General features: G+C 49.0%; 23 protein-coding genes. 5 read left to right on the top strand and 18 right to left on the bottom strand.

Annotated elements, in window-relative coordinates; genetic code table 11:
* The first annotated feature begins 141 nt into the window (after nt 1-141).
* From ACFOET_RS00245 to ACFOET_RS00235, 3 genes are all read left to right on the top strand, one after another.
* Nucleotides 142-633 carry a hypothetical protein gene (locus ACFOET_RS00245; RefSeq protein ID WP_379018336.1) on the top strand — a complete coding sequence of 164 codons (492 nt, stop codon included), beginning with the start codon at nt 142-144 and terminating at the stop codon, nt 631-633.
* A 65-nt stretch (nt 634-698) separates the two neighbouring features.
* Nucleotides 699-2633, top strand: coding sequence for a tetratricopeptide repeat-containing sensor histidine kinase (locus ACFOET_RS00240; protein WP_379018334.1), 1935 nt, complete (start codon nt 699-701; stop codon nt 2631-2633).
* A 77-nt stretch (nt 2634-2710) separates the two neighbouring features.
* The gene (locus ACFOET_RS00235) at nt 2711-3340 is read left to right on the top strand and encodes a response regulator (protein ID WP_379018332.1); all 630 of its coding nucleotides are present in this window, start codon (nt 2711-2713) and stop codon (nt 3338-3340) included.
* Between the two features lies 1 nt (nt 3341).
* Here ACFOET_RS00235 and ACFOET_RS00230 read toward each other — a convergent pair whose 3' ends face one another.
* Entirely contained in the window at nt 3342-3935 is a 594-nt protein-coding gene (locus ACFOET_RS00230; RefSeq protein WP_379018330.1) for a Crp/Fnr family transcriptional regulator, read from the bottom strand.
* Nucleotides 3936-4071: 136 nt separating this feature from the next.
* Here ACFOET_RS00230 and ACFOET_RS00225 point away from each other — a divergent pair, with 136 nt between their 5' ends.
* Together ACFOET_RS00225 and ACFOET_RS00220 are read left to right on the top strand one after the other, a co-directional pair.
* Entirely contained in the window at nt 4072-4800 is a 729-nt protein-coding gene (locus ACFOET_RS00225) for a LytR/AlgR family response regulator transcription factor (protein WP_379018328.1), read from the top strand.
* 188 nt (nt 4801-4988) lie between these two features.
* Nucleotides 4989-5756, top strand: coding sequence for a hypothetical protein (locus ACFOET_RS00220; RefSeq protein WP_379018326.1), 768 nt, complete (start codon nt 4989-4991; stop codon nt 5754-5756).
* A 113-nt stretch (nt 5757-5869) separates the two neighbouring features.
* On the opposite strand, the gene ACFOET_RS00215 is transcribed toward ACFOET_RS00220, so the two are convergent.
* The 17 genes from ACFOET_RS00215 to ACFOET_RS00135 all read right to left on the bottom strand — a co-directional run bounded on the left by ACFOET_RS00215 (nt 5870) and on the right by ACFOET_RS00135 (nt 22663).
* The gene (locus ACFOET_RS00215; protein ID WP_379018324.1) at nt 5870-6439 is read right to left on the bottom strand and encodes a PhnA domain-containing protein; all 570 of its coding nucleotides are present in this window, start codon (nt 6437-6439) and stop codon (nt 5870-5872) included.
* Between the two features lie 49 nt (nt 6440-6488).
* Nucleotides 6489-7259 carry a DUF4197 domain-containing protein gene (locus ACFOET_RS00210; RefSeq protein WP_379018322.1) on the bottom strand — a complete coding sequence of 257 codons (771 nt, stop codon included), beginning with the start codon at nt 7257-7259 and terminating at the stop codon, nt 6489-6491.
* A 448-nt stretch (nt 7260-7707) separates the two neighbouring features.
* Entirely contained in the window at nt 7708-9087 is a 1380-nt protein-coding gene (locus ACFOET_RS00205) for an NADH-quinone oxidoreductase subunit N (RefSeq protein ID WP_379018320.1), read from the bottom strand.
* 16 nt (nt 9088-9103) lie between these two features.
* Complete coding sequence (locus ACFOET_RS00200) at nt 9104-10561, bottom strand: complex I subunit 4 family protein (protein WP_379018318.1); 1458 nt, start codon at nt 10559-10561, stop codon at nt 9104-9106.
* A gap of 24 nt (nt 10562-10585) precedes the next feature.
* Nucleotides 10586-12505 (bottom strand): NADH-quinone oxidoreductase subunit L, encoded by a 1920-nt coding sequence (nuoL, locus tag ACFOET_RS00195; protein ID WP_379018316.1) that lies wholly within the window; start codon nt 12503-12505, stop codon nt 10586-10588.
* Between the two features lie 46 nt (nt 12506-12551).
* A complete protein-coding gene (gene nuoK / locus ACFOET_RS00190) occupies nt 12552-12881 on the bottom strand; it encodes an NADH-quinone oxidoreductase subunit NuoK (protein WP_379018314.1) in 330 nt (109 codons plus the stop codon).
* On the bottom strand, nt 12882-13379 hold the full coding sequence (locus ACFOET_RS00185) for an NADH-quinone oxidoreductase subunit J family protein (protein ID WP_379018312.1): 498 nt from the start codon (nt 13377-13379) through the stop codon (nt 12882-12884).
* Nucleotides 13379-13900, bottom strand: a complete 522-nt coding sequence (locus tag ACFOET_RS00180; protein ID WP_379018310.1) for a NuoI/complex I 23 kDa subunit family protein — start codon at nt 13898-13900, stop codon at nt 13379-13381. The genes ACFOET_RS00185 and ACFOET_RS00180 overlap by 1 nt, the downstream gene beginning before the upstream one ends.
* A gap of 28 nt (nt 13901-13928) precedes the next feature.
* Nucleotides 13929-14966: an NADH-quinone oxidoreductase subunit NuoH gene (gene nuoH / locus ACFOET_RS00175; RefSeq protein ID WP_379018308.1), complete on the bottom strand. Its 1038-nt coding sequence runs from the start codon at nt 14964-14966 to the stop codon at nt 13929-13931.
* An 81-nt stretch (nt 14967-15047) separates the two neighbouring features.
* A complete protein-coding gene (locus ACFOET_RS00170; protein ID WP_379018306.1) occupies nt 15048-16061 on the bottom strand; it encodes a 2Fe-2S iron-sulfur cluster-binding protein in 1014 nt (337 codons plus the stop codon).
* An 89-nt stretch (nt 16062-16150) separates the two neighbouring features.
* Complete coding sequence (gene nuoF, locus ACFOET_RS00165; RefSeq protein WP_379018304.1) at nt 16151-17503, bottom strand: NADH-quinone oxidoreductase subunit NuoF; 1353 nt, start codon at nt 17501-17503, stop codon at nt 16151-16153.
* A gap of 33 nt (nt 17504-17536) precedes the next feature.
* Entirely contained in the window at nt 17537-18064 is a 528-nt protein-coding gene (locus tag ACFOET_RS00160; RefSeq protein ID WP_379018302.1) for an NADH-quinone oxidoreductase subunit NuoE family protein, read from the bottom strand.
* Nucleotides 18057-19292, bottom strand: coding sequence for an NADH-quinone oxidoreductase subunit D (locus tag ACFOET_RS00155; protein WP_379018300.1), 1236 nt, complete (start codon nt 19290-19292; stop codon nt 18057-18059). Before ACFOET_RS00155 ends, ACFOET_RS00160 begins: the two co-directional genes overlap by 8 nt.
* Nucleotides 19293-19301: 9 nt before the next feature.
* Nucleotides 19302-19805: an NADH-quinone oxidoreductase subunit C gene (locus ACFOET_RS00150; RefSeq protein WP_379018298.1), complete on the bottom strand. Its 504-nt coding sequence runs from the start codon at nt 19803-19805 to the stop codon at nt 19302-19304.
* On the bottom strand, nt 19798-20349 hold the full coding sequence (locus ACFOET_RS00145) for an NADH-quinone oxidoreductase subunit B (RefSeq protein ID WP_379018296.1): 552 nt from the start codon (nt 20347-20349) through the stop codon (nt 19798-19800). Before ACFOET_RS00145 ends, ACFOET_RS00150 begins: the two co-directional genes overlap by 8 nt.
* 120 nt (nt 20350-20469) lie before the next feature.
* Nucleotides 20470-20847 (bottom strand): NADH-quinone oxidoreductase subunit A, encoded by a 378-nt coding sequence (locus ACFOET_RS00140; RefSeq protein ID WP_379018294.1) that lies wholly within the window; start codon nt 20845-20847, stop codon nt 20470-20472.
* 88 nt (nt 20848-20935) lie between these two features.
* Complete coding sequence (locus tag ACFOET_RS00135; protein ID WP_379018292.1) at nt 20936-22663, bottom strand: tetratricopeptide repeat protein; 1728 nt, start codon at nt 22661-22663, stop codon at nt 20936-20938.
* Nucleotides 22664-22688 lie beyond the last annotated feature (25 nt).

Genomic DNA, 22688 nt, shown 5'->3' with positions numbered 1-22688 from the left:
GCATTTAAGTAGTACTACTCAAACCGACCGTCAACAAAGCCTTTTTCTGCGAACTACTACTGAATTTTGACGTTCCGTGGTTATGATGAAAACTGCAATCGCGTTGCTGCATACTTTTGTGATGAAAAAAATATAAATAAAATGAAGACAATTGCATTACGGGTTTTACTCATATCCATAACGTCTATCGCCATTGGAGCGGGGGCTTGGGAAAGCATCCCTATGACCACCGTGCAGGAATCGCCTTTCGGCAGTCATTATTGGGTGGTTGCATCGTCTACCATCCAGCCAGCCCTTGACGTAGATATGGACGGAAAGCCGGACACAGACCTCCTGATATTGATACCGCCCTGCGAGCGAGACGATGCCGACCGCTACCTAGACGACGGCACCATCTTAACCTCCCGGGGTTCGGCAAGTTGCGAAGCGGACGAAGAAGAGGAAGAGGAAACCGGAACTTGGTCGTATGACCCGACGACAAAGACACTGCTTTTTGAGAAATACGACGGCGGCAAACCTGTTGAAGCCCGCTTAGCGTCTGCATCGGCAAGTCAAATTGTATTAATAACAAACCACCAATCTTCCAAAGGGACGCACACGATCCGCACTACCCTAAAATCCAAGAAGATCTAACCAGCTGTAACATTCCGAACCATCGTTACGTCTATTGAGTAATTTTACGCGAACGACGTGCGCCAATGAAACCGTTTACGCTTCTGTGCTTATCGATTTTTCTACTTGCCGGGGCCAGGGGACAGACCGCCAGACACGATACTACCCGCGTTTATAGCCTGATCGATGTTGCGAAGGAAAAACAACAGCGGGGAGAGGCTGACTCTGCGGAGTACTACTTCAAACAAGCTGGAACGCTTGCCGAAAAACTTGACTTTGATAATGGGCGGTTGGCCTACACGAACAACTACAGCGCTTTCTTATATGAGCAGATCCGGTATGAGGAAGCGTTAGCGGTCGCGAAAGAATTATTGGCACTCAGTCTGAAGCTCAACAACAGGCAACGGGCCGCTTCGGGTTACAATAACATGGCTTTACAATACCAAGCGCAGGGAAAATTGCAGCAAGCCGCGGAAAGCCTGATGAAGGCCTTGGAAATTTCAGCAGAAATCGTCGAACCTTCCGAGAAAGACTTATCGGATCGCCGAAAATACTACAACAACCTGAGTTCGTTACTGCTTGACATGAACGATCTCGACAAAGGACTGAGCTATGCCTGGAAGGCATTCGAAATAGCAGAACAGCTGAAAGATACATTAGCCATGGGTAGGAGTTTGGTCAATGTGATGGTGGCAGAGGCCATGGCAAATCGACTGACCGATGCCGAGGAACACGGCTTACAATACTTGGCCATCGGGCAGTCCTTCGGTGATGTGCAGATGGAGCTGCGAGCGTACTCAAACTTAAGTGACATTTATCGCCGGCAGAAACGGTATCAACTGGCGCTCGATACCTACCAAAAGGCGCAGAGGCTTTTAAAGAAGGCACCACCCGGCAATGAAGTATATATATTAAGCGGAATTTCTTCGGTATACAAAGAAATGGGTCGGCATGCGCAAGCCGACGTGTATTTTGAGAAAGCACTCGCCATTGCTGAAAAGGAGCTTGCTAAACCTCAACTTATTGAATTGTACTTATCGGGCGCAGAAATCAAGGAAGGCATGGGGGATTACAAAGCAGCCCTTTCATTCCGTAAGCAATACGAAAAAATCAACGACTCCTTGCGCAATCAAGAAACCCACCATACGATCCAAGAGCTCGAGGTGAAGTACCAAACAGCTGAAAAAGAAAGGGCACTGGCAGAGCGTGACCTCAAAATCAGCGGGCAGCGAAGCGAGCTGGAGCGCAAGAACACGTGGGTAATTCTATCTATCTTGCTGGTCGCGATATTGGCCTTGACACTGCTTTTCAACAGGCTTATCAGCCGGCAAAAGCTTAAAACCGAGGCTACGGAGCAAGCAAATCGTCTGCTGGAAGCGCAGCTTCAGGGCGAAGAAACCGAACGAGCGCGAACCGCGCGTGAGCTGCATGACGGCGTGGCTAGCATCTTATCGGCTGCGAAACTTCGCATCAATGCAATGGAAGAACAGGATCCGTATGCAAATAGCATGCTTGGCCAGCTGATCGAAACCGCCGTGCAGGAAATACGCAATATTTCCCATAATCTTGCACCTGAAGCCATCCTCGACGAAGGTTTTGAGCATGCCGTACAAGAGTTTTGCCGACGAGTGAACCATCCGGGCATGCAGCTGGAATGTTATGTGGTGGGCGAGTTGCCGAAACTGGGTAAAAATGCCGAACTCTTGCTTTACCGTATCATACAGGAGGCAGTGGCAAACATGGTAAAACACGCGGAGGCTACGGAAGGCATCGTGCAACTTGTGGGCGAAGGCCCGCGGCTTTCCATTACTATCGAGGACAACGGAAAGGGCTTTGATCCGAAAACCCGGAAGGCGACCGGTATTGGGTTGAAAAACCTTGCCTCCAGGATACAGCTGCTGCACGGCAGCCAAGAAGTACACTCCGCTCCGGGAAAAGGGACGTCCATCTACATCGAAATCGATACAGGCAAGGTAGTGCAATCTGCCGGTGCTGGAGTTGAAGCGCAGTATACCGGATAGCGCAATTTAAGTAATGATACGGATACAGTGCAATAATAATTTGCTTTAATTTGCATAAACGTTAGGAAAAAGCCTTTATGATTACCATTGGAATCGTGGACGACCATTCGTTGATTGTGAGCGGACTAGCTCATATGTTGAGCGATGAAACGGATTGCCCCATTCTATTTACCGCGGGCAGTGGCAAACAGCTGATGGCCGAACTGGAGTGCCAGCTACCTGATGTCTTATTACTCGATATCGAGTTACCAGACCGTAACGGGATCGAATTGTGTGCGGCCATCCTCAAGCAACATCCTGCCCTGCCCATTATTGCGCTCACGAATCACGACGAGGTCGTTTACGTAAAGAAAATGATGCGCAGCGGAGCAAGGGGCTATCTCCTGAAAGGTACCGATAAATACAACCTGTTGAACGCCATCCGCACAGTATATGAAGGTCAACAATTTTTGGATCGCCAGATCGAACGGGCCATCCTGGAACAGACCATTTCGGGCAAACGCACATCGGTAGCGATTAAACTTACTAAGCGTGAAAACGAAATCCTGACGTTGATTGCCAATGAATATTCCAACCAGGAAATCGCCGATAAGCTGTTCTTGAGCGTGCGTACGGTAGAATCGCATCGACATAGCCTTAACCAGAAGCTCAATATTAAAACGGCAGCTGGACTGGTGAAAGAGGCCCTGCTCCGGGGGCTGATTTGACCTATTTCTGGCCGAAGGATTTCCGAATCCGGCTTAGGCTGTCTTGGTGAATCGCCAAAAGCGAAGCGATATACTTCAGGGGCACCTGCTGGATCACCTCCGGCTGGGTTTCCATTATTTTCTTATATCGTTCTTCCGCCGTCATGCAGATCGCATCAATCTGGTTGTCCTGCAGCCAGTTCAGCAACCGATCCATGATGGCCAACTCCATGTCGTACATCCTTGGTATTGCCTCTTTCAGCGACGTTGCACTTGCTCTGTCCCACACGAGAACATCGATCTCGGTGAGCGATTCCAGCGCGCAGGTGGATAGTTGCCCGCTCTGGAGATATAACGGCGTGGATAAGAAGTAGTTGTTGGAAACGATACCCAATGTGTGATCTATCCCTTTTTCGATCCGATATAAACGGGCGATACCGCTATTCAGGAAATACAAGGTATTGACCACCTTGCCCTGCTCCATGATAATCGTATGCGGAGGCAATATCCGGTGTTGCGTGTGGGTGGCGATAAGGTTATATTCTGCGGGTGTAAAGAATACCTGATATCGTTGGGCAAAGACACAAACATGTTGAAATAGTTTTCGTGGTACCATTGATAAACGCCGTCGTTTTCAGCTCATTCCGCCTCTAAAATAGAAAAATATCTCGACCGGGGCAATTTCTGACATACGTCAGTTGAACACGGCATTACGCTGTGTTAATTTTGTTCTCCAACGAAAAGACATCATTATGGGAAAACCGACGTTACTTATTGCCGACAAAGATCCTGATTCCCGGGCAAGGCTTCAACTTCTGATCAAAAGCTTTGGGCGCCCTGGCGTATTTTGGGAATGCTGTAATGGTCTGGAAACGCTCCGGTACTTCAACGCTTTGCAACCGGATTTGGTCTTCATGGCCGTAGAGCTACCCGGAAAAAACGGATTCGATGTTCTCGATCAAGCGGCTCATACACCCCCCGTCGTGTTACTTTCCGACTCGCCTGCATATGCCGTAAGAGCGTTTGAATACCATGCCGTGGACTACCTGCTTAAGCCGATTACGGCCGAACGCCTGGCATCGGCGCTGAAACGATCGGAACTGCGGAGTGGGCTTCTGGCCAAACCTGATTATCTAAACGTTCCGAATACCAGCTATTTCTCACGCATTTTGGTAGAAAAGGGGAAACGATTGACCAGCATTCCGGTCAACGAAATTACTCACTTAAAAGCGGACAAGGACTATACTTGGATTTACGCAGTCAACGGCGAGTCCTACCTGAGCATGAAGGGTATCGGCCATATAGAACGGAAATTAAACCCACAATCTTTCATCCGCATCCATCGGTCATACATTGTTAATATCGACTATATTCAAGAGCTATACCGCGACATCAGCAAACTTTTTGTAGCACTTCCTAACGCGGTCGAAATCAATGTTGGGCGGAACTATATGCCTATCATCAAAGAACTAATGTTTTAGCTTTTAGGCTGTTTTTAACGGGTGTTTAACAGGATAGTTTAAAAGGCCTCTTTGCGATAAACTAAGCTGCTAACCGTAAAACTACGCAAATGGATCGTTTGGTATAGCCATGCAAAAATCGATGGGATTAAGCGCCTACTTTTGCCCGAATGTCAGGAATTATTGGTATTAATAAAATGAATAAACAGATGAAAAATCAATTCGTGCTTGGGCTCATGTTCGCCGCGTTAATTGCGGGTTGCAAAAAAGACAAAACCGACAACTCCGCTGCGGGAGCCACTCGGTATCTTCAACGTTTTGTTGTCACCGAAGATGGGCAATCGGTAACTTACTCGCTAACCTATGATGATAAAAACCGATTGGTAACTTACCACAGTCAAGAAGACAGCTATCATTGCAAGGTGACTTATGGCGATAATGACAACCCTTCAACATTTGAAATCGAGTCCGAAGGGACAAAGCAAAACTTCGAAATCACGTATAATAGCGCGGGCGAACCGGTACGTGCCACTTCAAAACTGATCAACCCGGAAACACCCGAGGAGGTATTGGAAACAGAAATTACCTATGAAGTATCCAATGGCAAGGTCACCAAGTTGAATTTTGCTGATGAAGCCGGCTATGAAGCTGTCTATGAATTGACGTATGGTGGCAACAATCTCACTAAAGTCACCTATTTGACCGGAGACGGGGAGCTTGTTCTAACCTGGAAATATGGCACTAAAAAGTCCCCGTTCAGCGCGGCACGGTTTAAATACCTGGTTATTCCAGATTTATTTTCGGTTTTCTCCAGCGAAAACGAAATCATTGAAAGCACGATAGTCCTTGCTGGTTTGGGCACCGTAACGCAGAATGAGGAATACCAATATGATGCCGGGGGATACCCAACCTCATCAACCATAAAGGATGAAGATGGCAGTGTGATACAGACTGCCGTTTACCATTACAAGCCATGATATCATAACCTATACGGTCTGCATATTTCGTCGTAGATGCATTCAGCGGCCAAAAGGGCAGATATCGGAGTCTGCCCTTACTTATTTTCATGCGATATCCGATTTAGCCTAAGCTAATGTTGTTTGCGCAAATACCGTGTGAGGATGACAATGAGCTGCCCATCAACCCTTCCTTCTATCTGTTGGGGATTGTCTTCCACCAATCGGATGTTTCTGACCACTGTGCCAAGTTTGGCACTCAGGCTACTGCCCTTTACATCTAGGGTCTTCGTAAGCACTACCGAGTCGCCATTGTTAAGGACGTTGCCATTGGCGTCCTTATGCACAATCGCTTCGACCGGCTCCGATTGCTCACCCGCCGCCTTGGCCCATTCGAGCGTTTGATCGTCAAGATAGAGTACATCAAGCGCTTCTGCGGCCCAGGCTTCGCCTTTTAGGCGATTGAGCATGCGCCACGCGAGGACCTGCACGGCTGGTATCTCGCTCCACATCGCCTCGGGAAGAAAGCGCCAATCATCGGGCTTAAGTGGTTCGCTACCTTCAATTTGCGCGATGAGCGATTGACAGACCACTACATCGTTTCCCCGTCGATCATCAGGTGGCAAGCGGTACACTGCCACCTCTGCTTGTCTTCCGCATAGTTCACATTTTCCGCCGCTACTGGCCATTAGCTTATCGTTCATGGCGGCAAAGATAGCCATTCCCCGGCACCGAAAAGAAGATGTAAACTCGTTAATCAACCGCGCCGAAGACTTTCTTTAACAGCGACGTGGTTCGGAATAGCGAATTGTCCCGTATGTCACTTTCTTTTTCAGCCACCATCTTGAATACTCCGTTGATGGTTTCGTGTGTGACATACGCATTCAGATCGGTTTCAATCGACTGTCTGGTCAGCCCATTATATTGGCTAATCAGCTGCCCCCACACACGGTCGGCGCCGACTTTGCCCAGAGAACCTTCTACCTTCGGTTTAAAGGCGGCGAACAGTTGTTCGGATGTCTTTCCCATCAAATAGCTGGTTGCTGCAACGCTGTCGCCAAGTAGGATATTTTTGGCGTCGTCAAACGTCATGGATGTGATGGCATTAGCGAAAATTGGCGCACCTTCTTGCACTGCATCTTCAGCCGCCCGGTTCAAAAGTAGTAAACCTTGGTCCGCTAGTTTTCCCAATCCAACGCGACGCAGCGTGGCATCCACCTTTCGAAGCTCCTCCGGCAACAAAATCTTTACCAGCTCATTCCTAAAATAGCCGTCTTCCGCGCCGAGCTTTTGTATCCCTTCTCTCACTCCGATACTTAGCGCCTCTTTCAACGCACCGGAAACTTCCGTAGTAGACAGTCCCGATAAGTCAACGTTGCGCCTGCTGCCGTCCGCTTCCTTATCGCCGCGGCCTTCGTTCACCGCCTTTTTTAACCGGTCAAATATACCTTGAGCAGCGGCCGTAGGACAAGCCAAGAAACCCACGGCAATAACCGCGACAATACATTTTTTGAAAAACGTCATAGTGTTGATGTTAAGCATAGAACAATGTGCCGCTAACTTAGGCATATCAGCGGCCACATGCAAATATAATCCACGTGTAAGTAAAAATATGGCGCTTGCGAGCAATGTTCCGGTTGCGTTCAACAAAACCGCTGGCCAGTGAATCCCGCGCATAAGGTAGCGTCCGAGAAACCAGTTTAACGATCAGAAAATGCACGATCGAAAAAAAATGTGAAAAAATTAATATGATTTTCAGAACCTGAAAAGTTTGGCATCGTTTTGGCAATGATGTAAACAGGTTTAGGTTGATAGCCCCTAACCCCATTGGGGCGGCCGTCCCGAGTAACATCGGGACGGTTTTTTTTGTAAAGCCAACGGCCGATAGTTTGCCTGCAACAAGCGTCGGGCATACCACAGCGCTGCTGTTAGTAACAGCGAAACGACCTCTCAAAAATATGACTAGAGATTATTACATTAAACCGATCAGCCACGCCGGGTACACACCTAGAAGCAGCGTAACCAGCACGGCCACAAGTAGCACCGTCTTATATTCACCCGGCATAACAATTGGATTGCGGTCCATCGGCCGGAAATACATTGCTACGATAACCCGGAAATAATAGAAAATACCCATGGCAGCGTTGATAACTGCAAGGACGATCAACAAGATCTGGTAATCAGCCAGCACACCGGAAAACATCATGAACTTACCAATGAATCCAGCTGTGAGCGGAATTCCCGCCAAGGACAGCATAGCCACAGCAAGCGCAAGCGATAGGTAAGGGTTTTTCTTTGCAAGGCCGTTAAACGCTTCAAAATGATCGCTTCCTGTTGCCCGCTTTACCAAAATCAACGAACCGAAAGCAACAACGGATGCCAAGGAGTAAGCGCCGGCGTATAGCAGAATGGATTCCGCGGAAGCCGAGCCAATAGCAACAATAGCAAACAGCATATATCCCGCGTGTGAGATACTCGAATAAGCAAGCATCCGCTTAAAGCTCTGTTGTACGATGGCTGTGATGTTGCCCACGAAAAGGGTAATCACCGTTATCACCAGCAGAACCGGCATCCAAAAGTCCTGCAGGGGCACAAAGCAGAAATAAAATAGGCGCAAGAAGCCGCCGAACGCCGCCGTCTTAACCACAGTACTCATAAACGTAGTGATCAGTATCGGCGAACCATCGTATACATCGGGCGTCCAAAAGTGAAAAGGCGCCGCGCCCACCTTGAAGGCCAAGCCCACAATCAGCAGTAAGATGCCGGCATAAAACAACGGAGAAATAGTTTGTGGGTTGGCCACAACGTACTCTTTTATCGCAGCCAGATCGAAAGAGCCACTCGCTCCATACAAAAGGGCAATTCCAAACAATAAGAACCCCGTAGAAAACGCGCCCATTAAAAAGTACTTCAAAGCGGCTTCGTTCGAAGCGAAATCTTTCTTCCGTATACCCGCAAGGATATAAAGCGCCACAGACATAATTTCAATCCCGATGAAAAGCATTGCCAGGTTATGGAAGGATACCACAAGCAGCGCTCCAGTCAGCGAAAATAGAATAAGCGCATAGTATTCGGCAATATGTGTACTGGCCGCATCAAAATAATCCCGTGATAGGAAGAGCACCAATCCGGTTATGAAGATACACAATACGGAGAACGCTATGGCATAATGATCAAACAACACCATATTACTGTACAAGGGCTCAGCCTCTCCCCCCCATTGTACCACATAAAGCACTGCGGCAGCCAGTAAGCCCAACAAAGAAACAGGCAGCAGCGTGTTCCGGGCTCTAAACAGTCCCAGATACAACACCAGTATAGCCAATAAAGTCAGCGTAATGATCGCACTCATGTTTTAGTAAGCTTCTTTAGTATTTATTTATCACCCCTACTTTATCTATCAACTCCGTGACCGCAGCTTCCGAAAGGTTCAACAGCGGCTTAGGGAAAATACCGATGCCGATAACCAACACCACGATAATGGAAAGCACAAGCCACTCTGTCCCTTTGACGTCTCCAAAAGTCGTGGTCCGTTCATTCACCTCGCCCAGCATCACCTTTTGATATAGCCGCAACATGTAAACCGCGCCTAAAATCAAGGTGAGTCCTCCAAAAACCGCGTACCAGATGCCGTAGTCATACACACCGAGCAACAGCAAGAATTCGCCGATAAATCCGTTGGTCAATGGCAGTCCCACAGCCCCCATCACAATCACCAAAAACAAGATGGCCAAAGCCGGAGCAGGTTTGGCGATGCCGCCCATGGCCGCCATATCGCGCGTACCCACCCTGCGGGCAACAATATCCAGCGCAAAGAAGAGGCCGACAACGCTTATCCCGTGATTGACCATTTGAATAATGGCTCCCTGTAGACCTTGTACGTTCCACGCAAAGATACCTGCGCCGATCAATCCTACGTGGGCGATGGACGAATAAGCCACCAACCGCTTCACATCCTGCTGCTTAAACGCAATTATAGACGCGTAAACCACACCAATCAAGCAAAGAATCAAGGCTAACTGCCCATAAGCAGCAAAACCTAATGGCGCAACCGGAATCAACCAGCGGATTACGCCATATACCCCCATTTTCAGCATGATGCCCGCAAGCAGCATGGTTCCTGTTGCCGGAGCCTCCGTATACGTATCCGGTTGCCAAGTGTGAAATGGGAAAATAGGCATCTTGATCGCAAAAGCCAGAAAAAACGCCCAGAAGATCCAGCGCTGTGTGCTGGCGTCTAAGGCCAACTGGTAAAACGACGTCAGTTGGTAGTCGTCGGTGGGCACCTGCAAGTGCAGGTAAATAATCGCCGCCAACATAAATAGGCTGCCCAGGAACGTGTAGATGAAAAACTTCAGGTTTACCCGGATGCGGTTTTCCCCGCCCCACAGCGCACAGATGAAGTAAATCGGTATCAGCGCCACTTCCCAACCTACATAAAACGCAAAGGCATCCAGTGCCGTGAAGGTGAGCAACATCCCTGCTTGCATAAATAGCACCAATGCATAAAAGCCTCCTTTGTAATTATAGCTAAAGGACGTCAGGATGATGAGCGGAATCAGACCATTCGTGAGCAAAACCATAGGCAGGCTGATGCCGTCGATACCGATGTGGAAATATATATTCAGCGATGGTATCCAAGCAAACCGCTGCTCGAACTGCATGCTCGCATCGGGCACGAAGTTCAGCAAGAAAGGGATTGTCAGCCCAAGCGACACCAGTGACACGAGCAACGCCAGCTGTCGGGCTGTCCTTGCCTGCTTTACAAAGGCGAGCATTATTGCTCCAAGGACCGGAAGTAACAAAAGTATAAATAGATTGTCCATGTACGCGATATAACTTCGTCTCGATTAACCGTTAAAAATACCGTAGGCAACGATCGCCGCCACGGCAATGACCATCATAAAAATATAGAACCCAACGTTTCCGCTTTGCAGCAGCCGGACGCCTTTGCCCGACTCACCCACGGCTCTGCCAAGGCCGTTGACTATCCCATCAATCCCCAACTTATCCACCGTTCGGTAAAAGAAAACCGCTAAACCATTTAACGGACGCACGATCAGCGTATCGTATATTTCATCAACATAAAACTTGCGGTAAGAAAGCCGGGCCAACAATCCGCGCGCGGCTTCATCCGCAGGCGGAACCGCTGCTTTGGTCACGTATTGCCTATAGGCCACGAGTGCCATCGCCAATGCCACCAAAGCGGACGCAGCCATCAGGAGATACTCTGTGCTGTGCTCCATATGAAATTCGCCGGTCTTTGCCAGAGAATCCGCAAAGACAGGGGCGAGAAAATCAGCCAGCGCATGGCTCCCCCCCAACGCGGCCGGTATATTCAGCAGGCCTCCGATTGCCGCCAATACAGCCAACACGATCAACGGTATCGTCATCGTTGCTGGCGACTCATGCAAATGGCTTTTTTGTTCGGCGGTACCCCTAAACTGTCCGAAAAACGTAAGGAATAACATCCGGAACATATAAAATGCGGTAAACATCGCTCCGATGAAACCGACTACCCATATCAGCTTATTGCTGCCGTATACATGCAGTAAAATTTCATCTTTGGCAAAGAACCCGGAAAGAGGTGGAATCCCGGCAATAGCAATTGTACCGATTAGCATCGTCATAAATGTCACCGGCAACGCCTTCTTCAGGCCGCCCATCTTCCGCATATCCTGCTCGTCGCCCATCGCATGGATCACCGATCCTGCCCCCAAGAACAATAACGCTTTAAAAAAGGCGTGCGTGACTACCAGGAAAAACGCTCCTGTAAAGGCACCCACTCCAAGCCCCATAAACATATACCCCAACTGAGAAACAGTTGAATAAGCAAGCACTTTCTTGATGTCGTTCTGTGAAACCGCTATCGCTGCTGCCAAGAATGCTGTGCAAATACCGATGGCAACGATTACCTGGAGGGTAACGGGCGACAGTGTAAATAAAATGTTGGACCGGGCGATCATGTAGATTCCTGCCGTAACCATTGTCGCTGCGTGAATAAGTGCAGACACCGGCGTAGGCCCAGCCATCGCATCCGGAAGCCAGGTAAACAAGGGAATCTGTGCAGACTTACCGGTAGCTGCCACAAACAGCAGCAGTGTGATCAATAACAACGTCGCATCGCCGGACACCATATTGGCCGCCTGAGGAAATATCCCCGAAAACTCCAATGTTCCGAAGGTCGCGAATATCAGAAACACAGCGATAAGAAAGCCCAGATCGCCGATACGGTTCATTACGAACGCCTTCTTGGCTGCAGACGCATAGGACGAATTTTTGAACCAGAATCCGATCAGCAGATACGAACATAGTCCTACTCCCTCCCAACCGATAAACATGACGATGTAGTTGGATCCGAGCACCAACAACAGCATGAAGAAAATAAACAGGTTCAGAAATGCAAAAAACTTAGCGAATCCAGCATCATGTTTCATGTATCCAATGGAATACACATGGATGAGAAACCCGATGCCGGTAACGATAAGCAGCATGGCGGCACTCAGCGGATCAACTAAAAATGAAAGGGCAATACGCAGATCACCCGCGCTGATCCATTCAAAAACAGATTGGGTAAACGCGCCCGATTCTCCAGCTTGGCGAGCCGCATAGACAACCGAAAAGACGCCGCAGCTCAACAAAAAGGAGACCAGCACCACCCCGCTGCCGATCACACCGACGAGTGACTTTGGCAACACGTTCCTACCGAGTCCATTGATCAAAAAGCCAACCAGTGGCAGCAATGGAATCAACCAGATTAAATCTATCATGCTTCTATGTAGTAGTTCAAATCCTCAAATTGTCCTCAAGTCTCCGTCACCCGCGCAGCCGATTCAGCGCGTTTATGTCTACCGATCGCGTATTGCGGTATACCATCACGATGATGGCCAGCCCCACCGCCACCTCTGCCGCGGCTAAGGCCATGATGAAAAATACGAATACTTGTCCCGACGGGTCGCCACTGTGCGCCGAAAAAGCGGTCAACAGCAGATTCACCGAATTGAGCATCAATTCCACAGACATCATGATGATAATGACGTTGCGACGGATCAACACGCCGATGACACCGATGGTAAAAATTAGGCTGCAAAAAAGGATGTAATGATTTAGCGGTACGCCCTGTATATTTTGTACGACTGTCTCCATTTATGTTTTTTTAGGATCGTTTTTGCCCAGCAATACCGCCCCCACCATGGCGGTTAACAGTAAAATTGACGAGAGCTCAAATGGCAGCAGGAACTCGCTGAACAACACCTTGCCCAGGTTGCCCACCAAACCGATGTCCGGATTCTTTAGTGCGATGGGTTCGGATACTTCCAGCACACGCAACGATCCGGCCAAGGTAACCACCAAGCACATGCCGGCTATCACCCCCATGATTTTTACCAAATTAGACTTCAGTGGCTCGGTATCTTTATTCAAGTTGAGCAGCATCAATACAAACAGAAACAGCACCATAATGGCACCCATATACACAATGAAGTTGACCACGGCCAAAAACTGCGCATTTAACAAAATATAATGCACGGTAAAGGTAAAGAAAGTGATTACCAAATATAATACGCTATGCACCGGATTCTTGGTAAAAATGGTCATCAGCGCAAAGAATATCGAAAGAAAAGCTACGAAATAGAAAACGCTCATTAGGTTGTGGTTTCTTGTTTTTCTTTATAATCAAACCGGGGTTCAACCAATTTGTCCTTACCATAAATAAAATCTTTGCGCACGTAATCCGCGGTCACGTGGGGCCCATCCAGGTAGATGGCTTCCTTCGGACAGGCTTCCTCGCACAGTCCGCAGAAAATGCATCGCAGCATATTGATCTCATACACCGCGGCATACTTCTCTTCGCGGTACAGGTGCTCTTCGCCTTTCTGACGTTCCGCCGAAATCATGGTTATGGCTTCCGCCGGACATGATAGCGCGCACAGTCCGCACGCCGTACAGCGCTCCCGCCCTTGCTCATCGCGTTTAAGCGAGTGCAATCCACGGAAATTTTTCGAGTACGGGCGCTGTTCTTCCGGATAGCGTACCGTCGGGATACGCTTGAAAAAGTGTTTTATGGTAATGGAAAGCCCTTTGAAAATTGCCGGAAGGTAAATCCGCTCCCAGAAATTCATGGGCTTCTGTTCCAATACCTTTTTCCTATTGCTTAACGACTGCATCTTGCCTCCCTATTTATCCCAAAGTTCATTAAAAAAATGTATCATTAATCAAGGTGATGACCCCTGTCAACACGATATTGGCTATTGCAAGCGGGATCAGCATCTTCCATCCCAAGTTCATCAATTGGTCATAGCGGAAGCGGGGAAGGGTCCAACGGATCCACATGAAGAAAAAGATGAACGCAAATATCTTGGCAAAAAACACCAGTACACCGATGATGGTGATCCAGTTTTGCGACAATCCCAGGTCATACATAAACGGGAAATTGTAGCCCCCGAAATACAGGGCGGCCATCAAAGCCGAAGAAACGAACATGTGAATGTATTCGGCAAACATGAACAGTCCAAGCTTCATCGACGAATACTCCACGTTATACCCACCGATCAGTTCCGTCTCACATTCGGGCAAATCAAACGGTACGCGGTTACATTCAGCAAACGCACAGACCAGAAAAATCAGGAAGCCCAAAGGCTGCACCCAGATATTCCAATTGACGAACCCCGCTTGCTGCGCAACAATTTCCTTCAGCGACAGCGATTGGGTGATCATCAACAAAGCGATCAGGGAAAGTCCCAGCGCAATTTCATAGCTGATGCTTTGCGAAGCCGCGCGTACCGCCCCCATCAAGGAAAATTTATTGTTGGATGCCCAGCCTCCCAGCATAATGCCGTATACACTCAGCGCCACTACGCCAAACATGTACAGCACCCCCACATTAATGTCGGCCACCTGCAACTCAATAACCCGTTCACCGATCACCAACTCCTGCCCCCACGGTATGACGGCACTTCCGATACAGGCGGTAATGATGGCAATCGTCGGGCCGATAATAAACAGCGTCTTATGCGCACCTGCAGGAATTATTTCCTCCTTAAAGAAAAATTTCCCACCGTCGCACAGCGGCTGTAAAATACCGAAAGGCCCCGCCCGGTCCGGTCCAAAGCGATCTTGCATGAAGCCGGCCACTTTACGTTCAGCCAGGGTCGAATACATCGCGATTACCAGCGTAATGACGAAGATCAGACTTACCAGTAAAACTTTTTCTATAACGAATGCTAATTCCATATGTTAGACAATAGAAGACAATAGACAACGGACACAAGACAATAGACTTTGGACGACGGACGTTGGTATTTTATCATATCATTACGGTAAAAGCCGTTCCGCGCGCTCAAGCTGCTCCTTATTGGCTGCCTGCAGCGCCAAGTTTTTCTTAATCACCGGAGGCGGGTTCAACTGCTCGTAGTGGTTTGCGGAAATAACCGAAGTAGGCTTCACCTTACGGGGGCCTTCAATGACCCAGTCTGAGGTAGCCTTCTTATCGAAACGGCAGGTATTACAGATGAAATCTTCCACTTCACCGTATTCATCCTTTCTAGCTGTCACCCGCAGCACTTCCTCTCCCTTGTGCCACAAGGTTACTTTACCGCTGCATGTCGGGCAATCGCGATGTGCTTCTACGGGCTTGGTAAACCACACGCGATTCTTAAATCGGAACGTCTTATCAGTCAACGCTCCCACCGGACAAACGTCAATCACATTACCCGAAAACTCATTATCAATGGTCTTTTCAATATACGTTGAAATTTCGGCTGCATCTCCGCGGCCCAAGATACCGTGCACACGCTGCGGAGTCAGCTGATCGGCCACATACACGCAGCGGTAGCACAGGATACAACGCGTCATGTGCAACTGCACTTTGTCTCCAATGTCTATTTTATCGAATGTCCGTCGCTCAAACTCGTAGCGGGTATTGGCCGCTCCATGTTCATAACTCAGGTCCTGCAAGTGGCATTCCCCCGCCTGATCACAGATCGGGCAATCCAACGGATGGTTGATCAACAGCATTTCGACTACGCCGCGCCGTGCTTCCAGCACTTCCGGTGAGGTGACATTAAGCACCTCCATACCATCCATTACCGTAGTGCGGCACGAAGCGACCAACTTGGGCATGGGGCGCGGGTCCTTTTCAGAGCCCTTGCTTACCTTGACCAGGCAAGTCCGGCATTTGCCGCCACTACCTTTCAATTTCGAGTAGTAGCACATGGCGGGAGGTACGATATCCCCACCGATCAAGCGCGCGGCATTCAATATCGTTGTTCCCGGTTCAACCTCCACCGGGATACCATCAATACTTACCTTAAATTTTTCTTCAGCCATCTTTTTTCAGCTATCTTTTTCAGCGTTCAGCCATCGGCTTTGGGCGTTCAGCTATCAGCGTTCGGCCTAATTAAATTCGTTCTCTTACTTTACGCCACCGGCTCCAGCGGGTCGGCATAATGTGCCAAACCATAGTTGCGAACCTGAGCTTCCTGTCCGCTGGTCACGTGCCATTCAAATTCATCGCGAAAATGGCGAATCGCGCTGGCCACCGGCCAAGCAGCAGCATCACCGAGCGGGCAGATCGTGTTCCCTTCAATTTTCTTGGCCACATCCACCAATAAGTCGATATCACTTAGTGATCCATGGCCGTGTTCGATCTTGTGCAGCACTTTCTCCATCCACCCTGTTCCTTCCCGGCAGGGCGAGCATTGCCCGCAGCTTTCATGGTGATAGAACCGTGTGAAGTTCCAGGTGTTACGCACGATACATTGGTCCTCATCAAAAGCGATAAACCCACCCGAACCCAGCATCGTACCACTTTGGAAACCGCCATCGGCCAACGATTCGTAGGTCATCAGCCGCGGCTCACCTTTTGCGGTTTTCAGTATCAGGTTAGCAGGCAAAATGGGAACCGAAGACCCACCGGCAACTACTGCCTTCAGGCGTTTGCCATTGGCTATTCCGCCGCAATATTCATCGGAATAAATAAACTCTTCCACGGGAAGGCCCAATTCGATTTCATAAACTCCCGGTTTATTCAGGTTTCCACCTGCGGATATCAGCTTGGTCCCAGTACTGCGCTCGATGCCGATTTTGGCGTATTCCTCGCCCCCATCGTTGATGATGGGTACCGTCGCGGCGATGGATTCGACATTGTTTACCACCGTGGGGCAATTATAAAGACCAGACACCGCGGGAAAAGGAGGCTTTATGCGAGGGTTGCCCCGTTTACCTTCTAGTGATTCCAATAAGGCCGTTTCCTCACCACAAATATATGCCCCGCCGCCAGGCTGTACATACATTTCCAGATCATATCCGGTTCCCAAAATATTTTTACCGAGAAAGCCGGCATGCTTAGCCTCGGCGATTGCTTTTTCCAATATCCGGATCTGGGGCATCATTTCCCCCCGCACGTAGATGTAGGAAGTATTGGCCCCCAACGCATAACTTGACACGATCATCCCCTCGATCAGGGCGTGGGGGATGTAGGTCATCAAATAGCGGTCTTTAAACGTTCCCGGTTCGGACTCGTCGGCATTGCACACCAGGTAACGGGGCACCCCTTCCGGCTTAGCCAAAAAGCTCCACTTCATCCCGGTAGGAAAGCCAGCTCCACCGCGGCCACGCAGGCCGGATTTCTTTACCTCTTCCACCACCTCCTCAGGGGTCAGCGTTTTCAACGCTTTTTCCACGGCGCGGTATCCGCCCTTCTGGCGGTATACCTCAAAGGTGTTGATGCCCGGTACATCGATATGTGTCAACAATAACTTTCGAGCCATAATCGTCAGCTATAGGAAGTCAGCTGTCGGCATTCAGCCGCCAGCTGACGCCCTTTCCTTTAATTCCTCAATCAATTTGTCTACGCTTTCTTCGCTAAGGTGTTCATAAAATGTGTACTCCGGACCTATCTGCAATACCGGCCCGTAGCCACATGCAGCCAAACACTCAACACCCCGCCAACTAAATAAGCCATCAGGCGTTACTTCGCCTTCTTTCACCCCCAGGCGGCTTTCGATATGCTTCATGATACGCTCGGCACCTACCAAACAGCATGGGCCGGTCCGGCATACCTCCAGCGCATACTTGCCTTGCGGTTGGAGAAAAAACATGGTGTAAAATGTAGACACTTCATACACTTCTATGGGTTCCAACTGCAAATACGCCGCCACGCTATCCATCGCCGGCACGCTCAGCCAGCCGTATTTTGCCTGTACCTCATGCAAAATCGGCAGGAGTGCAGACTTTTGGCGTCCTTTTGGATAGCGCGCCACAATCTCAGCGAACTTGCCCAGCATCTCTTCCGTGAACACCACGGGCTCATTATTTTTCACACTAAGCATCCAATTCTCCTGCTATAATGTTTAAGCTACTTAAGTTGATGATGGCGTCTGACAGTAACATTCCGCTACTCATGGGCGCATACATTTGATAATTGACAAACGACGGCCGTCGGAAATGCAGCCGATAAGGCGATCTGCCCCCATCGCTGATCAGATAAAAGCCCAGCTCGCCATTAGCGCCCTCAACGCAATGGTAAACCTCGGTCTTCGGCGTATCGACCTCACCCATCACAACCTTGAAATGGTAAATCAGCGCCTCCATATTGTTATACACCTGCTCTTTGGGCGGAAGGTAAAAGTCCGGGACATCTGCGTGGAAAACCCCTTTAGGCTCCTTCGCGATCTTATCCAACGCCTGCTCGATGATCTTCAGGCTTTCCCACATCTCATTGTTACGCACCAAAAAGCGGTCATATACGTCACCCTTCGTGCCGACAGGGATGTCGAAATCAAATTCTTCATAAGACGAATACGGCTCATTCACGCGTACATCGTAGTCCACGCCTGTAGCCCGCAAAATCGGGCCGCTCCAGCTATAGCTGAGTGCCGTTTCCGGATCCACCGCGGCTACATTGGCAGTGCGATCGACAAAAATCCGGTTCCGGTTGAAAAGCTCTTCAAATTCTTTCAGCACCGGCGGGAAACGTTTCAGGAACTCGTGAATCTTGGCAAATGCTGTTTCGTTGAAATCACGCTCAAACCCGCCGATGCGTCCAATGTTGGTGGTGAGCCGTGCTCCGCAGATTTCTTCAAAAATCTCGTAGATAAACTCCCGCTCCTGCATGACGTAGAGGAACCCTGAAAAAGCCCCTGTATCCACGCCCAATATACCGTTGCAGATGATGTGGTCGGCAATACGCGAAAGCTCCATCACAATCACCCGCATGTACTGTACCCGCTTGGGCAGCTCGATATCCAGCAGTTTTTCGACCGTCATGTGCCATCCCATGTTATTGATGGGAGATGAGCAATAGTTGAGTCGGTCTGTGAGCGGCGTAATCTGGTAATAAGGCCGGCGCTCGGCGATTTTTTCAAACGCCCTATGGATATATCCGATCGTCGACACACCACTCACAATGCGCTCGCCATCGACCTGCAATACGTTTTGAAACACGCCATGTGTTGCCGGATGCGTTGGCCCGAGGTTAAGCGTAAAAAGCTCATCCTGCGACCCGCTATCGTTGAAAACAGGCTTATTGGGTGATATATTTGAAATCGAGTTGCTCATCGTAAAACCTCATCTGCCGAAGAAATAATCTTTCTTATCTACTTTGTTCGGATCTTCCAGGGGGTGCTCCCTGCGCATGGGAAACACCTCCATGTCGTCCACGTTCAATATGCGACGTAAATCGGGATGCCCTACAAATTGTATCCCGAAAAAGTCATAAGTTTCGCGCTCCATCCAGTTGGCGCCGTCCCACAGCACTGTCGCGGTCGGGATAGCGGGATACTTTCCATCCAGAAACACCTTAATCCGGATACGCACGTTGTTAACCCAGCTGTGTACATGATAGACCACTGCAAACTCCTTATCCAAATCGGGATAATGCACCGCTGTGATGTCCGTTAAATAGCCAAACTGCAATGCGTCGTCCGTTTTCAGAAATTCAAGCACATCTAAAATATGCGTGGCATCCGTTTCAATGGTTAGCAAACCGTAAGGTTCACTTATGTTTTGGATATGTTCGGCAAACCTATCTTGAAGACGCTGCAAAACAGCCTGGTTATCGAGTTTAGCCATTGATATTAATTCCGTATTTTTCGAGCAACGCTTTGTATTCCGGCGACTGACGCCGATTCAGTGATTCATTCTTTACAATTTCCTGCAAACGAATTACGCCATCCAAGATGGCTTCGGGACGTGGCGGACAGCCCGGCACATATACGTCTACCGGGATCACCTCATCAATTCCCTGCAATACCGAATAGGTGTCAAAAATGCCACCGCTGCTGGCACAAGCACCCACGGCAATCACCCACCGCGGTTCGGCCATCTGTGTATACACCTGCCTGAGTACCGGAGCCATTTTCTTTGCGATCGTCCCCATCACCAACAGCATATCCGCCTGCCGCGGCGAAAAACTTGGCCGTTCTGCGCCAAATCTCGCCAAATCATACGTAGACCCCATCGTCGCCATAAATTCAATCCCACAGCAAGAGGTTGCAAACGGCAGCGGCCACAATGAATTTGCCCGGGCCAACCCAATTGCTTTATCTAAAGTGGTCGCAAAAAAGCCCGATCCTTGTACTCCCGGAGGTGCTTCTGCCAATTTAATATCACTCATGCTTACTCCCTTCTTTCATAAAAAAACTCACCAGTATATCAATACAGATGAGTTACAAATTTACGGAATATTGACCGTTTATCGGGGCTATTGTATTATTTAGAAACGTTCTAACGTAGTCTAATCCCACTCAAGGGCCCGTCTTTTGATGATGTAGATAAAACCCAGGAGCAGTAGTCCCATGAAAATAAACATCTCGATCAATCCCGAAAGTCCGAACTCGCGGAAATTGACCGCCCAAGGGTACATAAAAATGACTTCGATGTCGAAAATCACAAACAAAATCGCCACCATAAAGTATTTGATGGAGAATGGCTGGCGGGCATTTCCGATTACTTCCACCCCGGACTCGAATGCCCCAAGTTTATTTTCCGTCCTTACTTTCGGCCCGATGAGGTGCGTTAGAATAATGGTTCCAACGCCAAAACCGACAGCAACGACCAACTGGATCAAAATAGGTATGTAGTCGCTGGGCATGCTTAAAGTTTCCGATTCCATAATACGATCGTTAATAGTGTGCCACAAAGCTAAAAATAAAGCGCTAATTTAGAAAATCAGCGCTTTATTTATATCCGGTGGAATAAAGCTATCGTCCTGAAGAGCCTGTCGAAGCGGCTGATTCTTGCTCCAAAAATTGCAAGGTCTGTTTAGCCCAAGCATTCTCGGGGTCCAACTTCAATATTTCACTAAGCAATTCCCTGCCTTTTTGGTACTCGCCTTGCTTGACATGCGTAACGGCCAATGTGCTATACGCGTCAACCAATTTGGTTTTGTTTTTCTGCACCTCTGCCTCTCCATCAGCTTTCACCAACTCGATAAACTTTTCCAGATAAGGCAGTGCCAACCCCTTCGGATTTTCCTGGTCATCCAAGAACTTGTTAACATTCGCCCGGTTCAGGTAAGCATCCTTGGTGTTCGGTGCTTTCTCTATAACCAGCCCAAAGGCGGTATCCGCACGACGCAACATTGCTTGATCCTCGGGTCCTCCGCGTTGATCAGCCGGCTTTGTCGCTACCGCGTAATAGCCTGCCAACCCAACGTAATAGTTATCGTAGATATAGTTACGGGACGTCGGGGTAGACGCAGGGATATCGAATATCTTCAACGCTCTAGCGTACTGTTTCTTTTCTGTGAAAAACTCGGTACCTACATCGTGCAAGTCGTCCGCAATGGAAGAATCCGCCTTCACCGCCTTTTTAAGCAGCTCGATCCCCTCATTAAACAGGGCTTCATCTTGTGGCCCAGCAAGTTTCAAGTCCACCAAACCCAAGTGCAGGTAGTCACGCGGGATGATCCGGTCGGCTTCCATCCGCGCAAACATCCGATCCAGCGCGTCCTTGGCTTCCTGATACTGCCCCTTTTCGTAGGCCGAATATCCCAGGTAACGCAAGATTTTCGGATTCACGTCCTCCAGCTTCGCCAGCTCCGCCGCTTGCACCTGCAGCTCGTCATAGTCTTTGGCATAGACCAAAAAGTCGGCATAGCGTATGCGGGACTCCACAGAATAATCTGTTTTGTCCATATACTGCTTATAATACTCGACCCCCTGCTTGTTACGAGCATTGTAATCCTCAATGGTAGTCGCGGTATTCGCCCACGCGTGATAAGTTTCTGCCAACTCACGGTAGGTCGGCGCGTAGTCCGGCGCTTCTTCAGCGATCTGTTTCAACCCATCAATAGCTTCCTGCCACGCGTGAGAACCGCGGGTAATAACCTGCATCTGCACCCGGGCGCGTATCAGTGTATTATCCAACACAGCGGCATCTCGGTAGTTCTTGAAGGCCATGCTGGCATTCGACAATCCGAAATATGCATCGCCCAAAGCCAACGAAATCAAGGGGTCTTCTGCGTTCTTCGCCTTTGCTTGATCCAGATACTCTATTGCTTTTTGATAATCGGGTTCGGGGGCATCGATATAAGCCCTTCCGATGTGGTACAATTCCAAATAATCTCGCCGCTTCAATTTCGCGGTAGCCTCAGCAAACTTGGTTGCCGCTGCATTTTTGTCGTCGTTATGCAAATCTACAATACCCTGTCCAACCTTGTTGAGGTTGTTTTTAGGATCAGCTGCCAATCCCTGCTCAAAAACTGTTGAGGCAGAATCCGGGTGATCATTGTATATATGCACAAGTCCTAAATAAAAATAATTTTCCCCATCCTTAGACTTGTTCTTTACCAATGTCTCCAACATCCCCTTGGCCCGGGCGTACTGCTCGGCGTCGATCGCTTTCTTCGCGTCGTCCAAGCTCTGTGCTTGTACTCCCGTCACCACAAAAGCAAGGGATATACCCCATATCATTGCTTTCTTCATCATTTTCATTTTATTTAGTTTTTAACTT

Origin of the sequence: Parapedobacter deserti, assembly GCF_042646065.1 — a bacterium.
Lineage (GTDB): Bacteria > Bacteroidota > Bacteroidia > Sphingobacteriales > Sphingobacteriaceae > Parapedobacter > Parapedobacter deserti.
Note: the sequence above shows the minus strand (reverse complement) of the source record. Positions and strands in the feature narration are given on the sequence as shown.

Bases quoted from the DNA above. Each gene is read 5' to 3' on its own strand.
- ACFOET_RS00135 (WP_379018292.1), bottom strand. From the start codon at position 22,663: ATGATGAAGAAAGCAATGATATGGGGTATATCCCTTGCTTTTGTGGTG.
- ACFOET_RS00220 (WP_379018326.1), top strand. From the start codon at position 4,989: ATGAAAAATCAATTCGTGCTTGGGCTCATGTTCGCCGCGTTAATTGCG.
- ACFOET_RS00185 (WP_379018312.1), bottom strand. From the start codon at position 13,379: ATGAGCGTTTTCTATTTCGTAGCTTTTCTTTCGATATTCTTTGCGCTG.
- ACFOET_RS00170 (WP_379018306.1), bottom strand. From the start codon at position 16,061: ATGGCTGAAGAAAAATTTAAGGTAAGTATTGATGGTATCCCGGTGGAG.
- ACFOET_RS00160 (WP_379018302.1), bottom strand. From the start codon at position 18,064: ATGCTTAGTGTGAAAAATAATGAGCCCGTGGTGTTCACGGAAGAGATG.
- ACFOET_RS00180 (WP_379018310.1), bottom strand. From the start codon at position 13,900: ATGCAGTCGTTAAGCAATAGGAAAAAGGTATTGGAACAGAAGCCCATG.
- ACFOET_RS00140 (WP_379018294.1), bottom strand. From the start codon at position 20,847: ATGGAATCGGAAACTTTAAGCATGCCCAGCGACTACATACCTATTTTG.
- ACFOET_RS00215 (WP_379018324.1), bottom strand. From the start codon at position 6,439: ATGAACGATAAGCTAATGGCCAGTAGCGGCGGAAAATGTGAACTATGC.
- nuoH (WP_379018308.1), bottom strand. From the start codon at position 14,966: ATGGAATTAGCATTCGTTATAGAAAAAGTTTTACTGGTAAGTCTGATC.
- ACFOET_RS00150 (WP_379018298.1), bottom strand. From the start codon at position 19,805: ATGGCTAAACTCGATAACCAGGCTGTTTTGCAGCGTCTTCAAGATAGG.
- ACFOET_RS00210 (WP_379018322.1), bottom strand. From the start codon at position 7,259: ATGACGTTTTTCAAAAAATGTATTGTCGCGGTTATTGCCGTGGGTTTC.
- ACFOET_RS00205 (WP_379018320.1), bottom strand. From the start codon at position 9,087: ATGAGTGCGATCATTACGCTGACTTTATTGGCTATACTGGTGTTGTAT.
- ACFOET_RS00245 (WP_379018336.1), top strand. From the start codon at position 142: ATGAAGACAATTGCATTACGGGTTTTACTCATATCCATAACGTCTATC.
- ACFOET_RS00200 (WP_379018318.1), bottom strand. From the start codon at position 10,561: ATGGACAATCTATTTATACTTTTGTTACTTCCGGTCCTTGGAGCAATA.
- ACFOET_RS00155 (WP_379018300.1), bottom strand. From the start codon at position 19,292: ATGAGCAACTCGATTTCAAATATATCACCCAATAAGCCTGTTTTCAAC.
- ACFOET_RS00240 (WP_379018334.1), top strand. From the start codon at position 699: ATGAAACCGTTTACGCTTCTGTGCTTATCGATTTTTCTACTTGCCGGG.
- nuoK (WP_379018314.1), bottom strand. From the start codon at position 12,881: ATGGAGACAGTCGTACAAAATATACAGGGCGTACCGCTAAATCATTAC.
- ACFOET_RS00225 (WP_379018328.1), top strand. From the start codon at position 4,072: ATGGGAAAACCGACGTTACTTATTGCCGACAAAGATCCTGATTCCCGG.
- ACFOET_RS00230 (WP_379018330.1), bottom strand. From the start codon at position 3,935: ATGGTACCACGAAAACTATTTCAACATGTTTGTGTCTTTGCCCAACGA.
- ACFOET_RS00235 (WP_379018332.1), top strand. From the start codon at position 2,711: ATGATTACCATTGGAATCGTGGACGACCATTCGTTGATTGTGAGCGGA.
- nuoF (WP_379018304.1), bottom strand. From the start codon at position 17,503: ATGGCTCGAAAGTTATTGTTGACACATATCGATGTACCGGGCATCAAC.
- ACFOET_RS00145 (WP_379018296.1), bottom strand. From the start codon at position 20,349: ATGAGTGATATTAAATTGGCAGAAGCACCTCCGGGAGTACAAGGATCG.
- nuoL (WP_379018316.1), bottom strand. From the start codon at position 12,505: ATGATAGATTTAATCTGGTTGATTCCATTGCTGCCACTGGTTGGCTTT.